Source organism: Pseudophaeobacter leonis (genome assembly GCF_002087335.1).
GTDB classification, from domain to species: domain Bacteria; phylum Pseudomonadota; class Alphaproteobacteria; order Rhodobacterales; family Rhodobacteraceae; genus Pseudophaeobacter; species Pseudophaeobacter leonis.
This window is the reverse complement of record NZ_MWVJ01000120.1, coordinates 1-7,032: the sequence shown is the minus strand read 5'-3', so window position 1 is coordinate 7,032 and position 7,032 is coordinate 1. Positions and strand designations below refer to the sequence as shown.

Annotated in this window: 4 protein-coding genes; all 4 read right to left on the bottom strand. The window is 49.4% G+C overall.

Going from position 1 to position 7,032, the window contains the following annotated elements; translation table 11 throughout:
• Nucleotides 1–335: 335 nt before the first annotated feature.
• Complete coding sequence (locus tag B4968_RS22020; RefSeq protein WP_206601131.1) at nt 336–1,529, bottom strand: DUF3644 domain-containing protein; 1,194 nt, start codon at nt 1,527–1,529, stop codon at nt 336–338.
• Nucleotides 1,530–2,261: 732 nt separating this feature from the next.
• A complete protein-coding gene (locus B4968_RS23375; RefSeq protein WP_139792976.1) occupies nt 2,262–3,065 on the bottom strand; it encodes a hypothetical protein in 804 nt (267 codons plus the stop codon).
• A 111-nt stretch (nt 3,066–3,176) separates the two neighbouring features.
• Entirely contained in the window at nt 3,177–4,406 is a 1,230-nt protein-coding gene (locus B4968_RS22005; protein ID WP_139792975.1) for an alpha/beta fold hydrolase, read from the bottom strand.
• Nucleotides 4,407–4,491: 85 nt separating this feature from the next.
• A complete protein-coding gene (locus tag B4968_RS22000) occupies nt 4,492–6,510 on the bottom strand; it encodes an AAA family ATPase (protein ID WP_083101328.1) in 2,019 nt (672 codons plus the stop codon).
• Between the last annotated feature and the right edge of the window lie 522 nt (nt 6,511–7,032).

Below are 7,032 nucleotides of genomic sequence, written 5' to 3'. Positions count from 1 at the left end.
GGTGATTCTCATCCCCTCTACTTAGTACTGAATTTCATGCAAAATCTAGCATGTGTGTTTCACACAATTTCGGTTTGCATCTTGTGGTCTCCATGGGCACAGCTCCTGTATGTCTGACGGCAGCGCCTATGGGGCCAAATAGCGAAATTTGATAAGGAAGAGTTTCTGGCTCATCCCGCCAAGGAGTAGGAGGTGAGAAAGACAGCAAAAAAGGCCCTACCGAGAAGATTGTCGAAGGTATCAATTGTGTGACAGGCAAGCAGCATTCATCCGAAGAGAAGATCACGATTGTCCTGAATGGGCTTCGTGGCGAGGACAGCACCTGGAAAGTTTGGTCATCCATTCAACTTGAACCGGCGTAATTCATCATAGTTGTCATCAGACGCAATGAAACTAACAATAAAATCGATCCATTTGTTTGAGTAGGTATAATCGCCATGAGCCTGATGGTAGATACAATAGTCTTTGTTCGTATTCTCTGGCTGGGCAACACCACTTCTAGGGCGCACGTCGAACTTCCTCCATGCTTGAGTGTGGTTGTGCGCCGAGAAAGACCGTTCTGACTTTTGATGCACGGCTTCAGCGACCATCTTGGCCCGGTGAGGGTACAACTTGTCTGAAATTTCTTTTCGGATCAAAACGTTTCTTACTTCCTCAGCGTCTTCGTCCGTAGGGTGTACAAACTTGATGTGCGCTTTGGATTTTGTTGAATTTTCGAAGGTGTATACCACTCTGAAGCGGTACTCGATGTCCGACGAACGCTCTTCATCCAAGTCGCCTTCAATATCTTGCTCTAACGTTGTAATGTGTTCTGGCACCTCATACGCGTGAACCTGTGCTAGCTGTTCAAAGTCCATCTTGGCAAACTGCAAAGAGAATGAAAGCTCGTTGCTCAATGCCAAGTCAGTACCGAACAGATCACAAATCGCCTTATCAAAGTTCAAACAACATGCCTGAAAAATGGAAAGGAACCTTGTGTCGGCCCTTCTAAATAGTGTGTGTTCTACTGCATCACGTATTTTTTTAAGGCTAGACAAATTGTCTCGAATTCCCTGAGACAGCGGGTTATCAGCTCGTGCCAGCATCTGACTCAAAAGAAGCGCTCGACCATCCTCTTGGATAATATCTAAGCCTTGGCGCTCGTAGTGCTCATGCAAGAGATATGTCCAAGCAATATTGGCGTGTACGGCGAAGACTTCGGCTTTGAATTTCAAGGTCGGGCTGTTGAACACTTGAACTGCAAGCAGCATCGCTTCTCGTGCTCTTATCAAACGTTCGTCATCATAGAGGTTCAATCCCGTCTGAGGATCATAGCTCTTCTTCTTCGCTTGATAGAATTCCAAATTTTCAGCTGAAGCTGGTACAATGGAATTGTCCTGCTTTACCTCGGTAATCCGCGCGCTATTGACTGTTGCTGACCTCCCTGTGTTCACAAGAGCTTGGATGTCTTGGTTTCGTTCGCCAGCCTGCAGCAACCCCTTTACGATAGTCTTCTCTTCATCAGTAAGAGCACCTTGTTGCCGCGCCATAATAGCACCTTTCAGAATACAGCTAAAAGTAATGCTCGAAGAGTACAGGCTTCCTCGCTGGTGTAAACTAGGTCTGAACATTGAAATGCTGCCCCAGCATGAATGCTCGCTTTGAAGTCTGCAAATGATTGTTGCAAAGTGGAAACTTCAACATTTCTAGTGTTTGCATTTGACTTTGCAAAGTACACTATCTGCGCTTTGCCGACCTTGGCGTCCAGCGCAGCATGGGGGCTTTGGTCTGCTAGGGCTTGAATGGCCGCTTTTGCCTGTCTGACGGGTAACCTCTCGCAGGTGCGGCTAATGCCTGCACTCCGCCCTTCGTACCGAAATGTGCATGGTGCAGCAATTCGGACCACTTCCACCTCCCATGACGGTCGCGAACGGCCCAAAGCGGTCACACGACCCTATCTCGCCATTTTGCGACGCGGCGCGTCGAACCTGCCGTTCGCTGCACTTGCACAACCTAGAACTCGTCGAACGGATGCAGCGGCGCATATTAGAATCGCTGAGTATCAGCTTGTTGAAGGAAATGTCACGCGAGGAGCTGAGGATGATCTTCTGTTGCATGGACATCGGGATATCTCTGCGACGGGCCAGCCGGGAGCCTCTCTTCCGACCTCTAAATCGGTCTCGGAAAAACCGGATCCATACTCACTCTAAAGATGGCGTCGTCTAGATGACCATGCAAATTTGGTTGCAAGGTACTCGGTAGAAATCCGGTATTGTGAGCTTTCACAATTGCAGTGATTTGCGCATCGCAACCCGCCATCCTCGATGAATGTACCCCTTCGATTCTTTGCGCCCTAGCGATCTTCTTAGCGTGCTGTCAAAATCGATAATGACTCCCGTTTTTTGCTCAGCAATCATACCGCCAAACTTTTGTGCGGAGAACCTTGCCAACAGCGAGTCTTCGGTGCGCAATGGCATTCCGTAGTGTACCGCTGTCGAAAGTATCATTATGTCATTGAAAGAATTTCTGAAATTTTCTTTAATGTTGTACGTTCGCTCAAAATCATAAAGCAGCGCCATCGATAAATCCAAAATCCCTGAGTTTACCGCCAGGCATTTTACCCCTCGGGAAACCATATAATTGTACCGACCTGTTACTCGGCGTTTAAGAGAGTTCGAAAGATGTGAAGTCGCCCAATTAAAATTTCCTCGACGTGGTTGATTTATGGAAAGTGAGACCGATTTGGAGCCATGTTCTACAAGCGTTGGGTAGTCACGATTGAAGTCGACGATCAGTTTGTCGCAAAGATGTGCCGATGGGCGACGCTCCCGAGTGAATTTCCCACCGTGGCTAACGTTCAAGCCATGAAAATGTCGATTACTTATGATTGGTATATAGTACTTGTCATGCTTGAAGCTTGCACGATCATAAATTTCAAGGAACTCTTTTGCTGTCACCGAAGACACACAGGCATCAGTGATAGGGGCATGTTGTTTCCACGATGCAGAAATAACTTGGGTGTCGAGAAGCATTTGCTCTACTTTCAATATTTCGGCCGCATCAGCGCAGGGCAACTTTAGAAGCATACGAATTAGGCCTCAACGTGCTAGTGGCGCTATCAGCCACTTCAGCCACTTCAGTCACTATTGTTGTAAGGTGCGATGCGCACAACGTGCACTCAACGAAGGAGGGCGAGTCTATATACCGATAAATTTTCGAACCCTTGGATCGATTTTAGTGGTCACAAAGTCGTCCACATTACCAATTTTTACCCACCTAACTTCCGAGTTCTCCACCGGGTCACTATTGCTTTCCTTACCGTCCAGATATCTTAGTGCGTAGTATATCTTTCTGTAGGGAGACATCGGATCAACGCTGTCACCAAGCCTTTCCAGTATTTGTACATCTATCCCGGTTTCTTCTTTCGCCTCTCTAATGATGCATTCTTCCTCGGTCTCTTGCCCAACCCGCTGTCGCCCAGCGACAAATTGCCAAGTCAAATTGTCGGTTGGATTTCGGCGCCTAACCATCAAGACTTTCTTGGACTTTACTATTACTCCAATCACAACAGTTTGGAGCGGAATAGGGGGCTGCGTGGGGTCCACGCCAGGCACTGGCTTACCGCCAAAAAAATGACCACTCAGAAGACCGCATAGCGAAACGTACACCTCATCAGTCTTCTTGGCCGGCTTGCAAATCTCCGCATGGTTTCGGTTGATACCTAATGTTTGGCATCCCTCCACATCGGGATCGGCACTGTAGCGAGGAACCACAATTGTGCCCTTGGTCTTCTTGAGTTCAAAAAAGGCCTGCGTTTCAATGTCATGATTTGAGCAATACTGTCGGTACCAATGGCTTAGGTCTTCTAGGTAGACATTATCATGCTCGAGCTCTGCTATGCGCTGCGAAGGTCGAAGAAAAGGCATAACAGTGTTTACGGCTTGCACTACGTCCGCGATCTTCGATCCCTTGTGGGGGGTGGCCAAGAACGATAGCGCAACTGTATTTTTTGAAATCTGTTTCAATCTCTTAAATTTGCTTTGCTCGGAACGTCTGAGCACCTCTTTGGCTACAATTCCACCCAAACTGTGGCACACAAAAATTGTCGGGCGGTCCCCGATTCCCTTTCCCCTAAGGTACTGAAGTATGTTGTTGCAATGGCGGGGCAGTTCCTGAAACCTTGATCGTTCGATCCAGTCAGATACGATCGCATTGTAGTCCAGTGCCCCCATATTTATCGTGGGGGAATCCGCTGCCAGAACTGAAGGAAAGTAGCTCTCAAATTCCGTTTTGTCGGCACCCTTTCCGACGGATACCTCAGGCGTCCAAGCTGATTGCGCATTGCTTCCTAGACCATGCACGAAAACGACATCTCCTACCGGAGACGAAATCTCCCTACTGACAAGCTCCAACTTTAAATCAGACAACTATCTTTTCTCCCTATCAAAGTCTTTTGACAAAAACTAAAATACTCCGGTGCACCTCAAACCACGCTCTAACTAGTGGGCTTATTCACTTCAAAGCCGCGTTTATCGCGCCGATGAGATTTTTCCATTGCTTCCGCTCACGTTGGGTTAGGTCTGAAGCCTCATGATCGCGCGACCACCTAACGAAAGCCTTTGCAAGCCGATATTTGGAAAAATCTTTGACATCGCTTTCGAAAATACTCACAAGCGGCCTTTGTGGTTGCCTGGCTGCCGTTTCGGAAACATCCCAACTGAGTTCGGATCTTGCAATGTGAACCAGCGTATCTCTTAAAAGATCTTCTACCTCTGCTGCTTTGATCTCATCTTGCATGTAATCTTTCGTTCTCAGAATACCTTTGTTTCCAAGCGTGTGAACAAGCGTATCTTGCTGCGCAGCCTGATCTCCGGCGCTGTCGGAGTCTAGAAGAGCCGCGACCTTGAAACCCTGTGCGTGAAGGAGCGTCGCAAAATAGACGACCTTTCCCGCTGTATTTGCAGGAACCAAGGCAATCTTCTCGTTAAGGTTTGCGTCCTTCGAGGCGCGCAAAAGCTGCGAGACTGCCTCAAGATACCAATAGTCCGTTAGCCCCTCCAATACGAGGTTTTGCTTCTGTGTGAAAAGGCTCTGCGCGAGATCGTACCCGAGCGCCTCTTGCAATGGAAGCAACGCAGCCGGATCGTTAGCTGTGATTGAGGTATGAACCTTCGTTCCCTCTTCACGACTACTCATTTCAACCACGCGCACCAAATCTAGCTCGTCCGGTCCGACAAGGAAGGGCGAATGCGTCGTGTAGAGGGTCTGATTTCCTTCGGCCAGACGCGTAATTGTTTGGCGGAACTCCTTCTGCTTTAGCGCGTGCAAACTCATACCAGGCTCGTCCAGCAACAAGACCGCGTTTTTGTGCTCGCCCTGAGCTTCAGCAAAGAAAACTACGAAAAACGAAACGAGCCACTGAAAGCCTTCTGAACGCTGATCAAGCTCCACCTCGACACCTAGGTCGTCTTCAACTGTAACCTTGAGATATTGCCCATCAGCTCGTAACCGAAGCTTCGCCGCCTCGCCCTTGCTCTCATTCGGTTTCCAAACAGAACGAATTTCCCGAGTTAGGCTGACCTCCGCAGCATTCAACTGATACTGCCTCTCATCGAGCTTTTCGCGAAACGCCTCCAAGGCCTCCAGGTCGTTCGCATCGGGGTCAGCCGACGCCCCCATTTCGGAAAGCTCTTTTGCGTCGAAACCCAACAGTTTTAAAAGGCAAACATTACCATAGTCGTAGCGCTCATCATCAAGCGTACCGTTGGTGATCCTGGTAGCAAGTTGCTTCAAATGTATGAGCGGGCGGACACGGAAATAGTTACTGAACAGGACGAAAACAGGAACGCGTTTTTGCAAAGCTTGAATCGCCGCGTTGCGTGCGTCGCCAATCTCGATTCCCGCCTTAAGGCTATCGAAACGGGCTTCTTCCTTCTCGTTGTCTTCATCCACGAGCGGGAAAACCACTTCCAACCAATCCCTTAAGGCCTGGGCCTTTTCACCTTCAATCGTTTGAAAGCTATACCACCCTTGTGTAACAGCCCTGAGCCGCTCTGTCGGTGATTGCTCCGCACCATCTTCCGAAGGGGTGAACTGCTTGTCCGCGTGTGCTGCCAGGCGGATTAGATCCTTCTCCAATTCCTGGTAGCTTTTCTTTGCAGGGGCGCCGCTCAACCGATGTCCGGTAGAGTTGTCCAGATTCCGCCAAAGGACGTAATTGGCGTCCTTCATCCCTTCAGGCAAGTGCTCACGATCATCGTCGTCTAACTCAAACTCAGCCTCAACCACACGAACGTTCTTCGGATCGACTTCGCCCAAAGTGATCTTATTGTAGTGGGCCCGAGGATAGTCCCGTAGCGCGCTTAGTGGCTTGACACCCTTGGGAGGGTTGAGATGCCGAACCGCTTGCAGCAGTGCTGTTTTTCCCGCCTCATTTGGGCCGACCAAGATGGTTTTGTCGCCACCGATTTCAAACTTTTCACTGTCGATAACCGATCGATAACTTTGGACGTGAACTTCTTTTATTTTCATAAATGTTTCTCTTCGAGCCAGAGCAAAATGTTTCAGACTGCCATTATTGGCACTTGGCCGAGCAGGTTTATTCTATCGAATAGAACAACCTATCCGCTCATTCTGCAAGCAACTTCTAAGTGCATGAAGCGCCACTCAATGTCCGGTTTCCCGAAATCCAACTTGCGACTAAGCGCTCACAGCGAGGGGCAATTTCCCGCCGTGGTGCCGTATGCCGCGCTTGCACTCATCCCATCGATGACTGGCTACAAATGGCAGGAAATTGCCTTGCACAACCCTCCTCACATAGAATGAGCCCCCTCCAAGATCTCGGCCAGTGTCGCCAGCTTATCATTTGCGCAACTGCGCCCCTGCCGCCTCGGCAATCAGGGCATTTGATAGCTGGCCCTCAGCGTCGGCACCGGGCCAGTATAGCCTGGACAGGGCGTCACCAGATCGGCCGGCACATTTGGCGGGGGCAGGCGGGCAGGATCACTACCGCGCCCCATACACGCGCTCAGCAGTGACACCAAGCAAAGCAGA

Excerpts from the sequence above, each read along its gene's own strand:
- B4968_RS23375 (WP_139792976.1), bottom strand. The coding sequence starts at position 3,065 with ATGCTTCTAAAGTTGCCCTGCGCTGATGCGGCCGAAATATTGAAAGTA.
- B4968_RS22000 (WP_083101328.1), bottom strand. The coding sequence starts at position 6,510 with ATGAAAATAAAAGAAGTTCACGTCCAAAGTTATCGATCGGTTATCGAC.
- B4968_RS22020 (WP_206601131.1), bottom strand. The coding sequence starts at position 1,529 with ATGGCGCGGCAACAAGGTGCTCTTACTGATGAAGAGAAGACTATCGTA.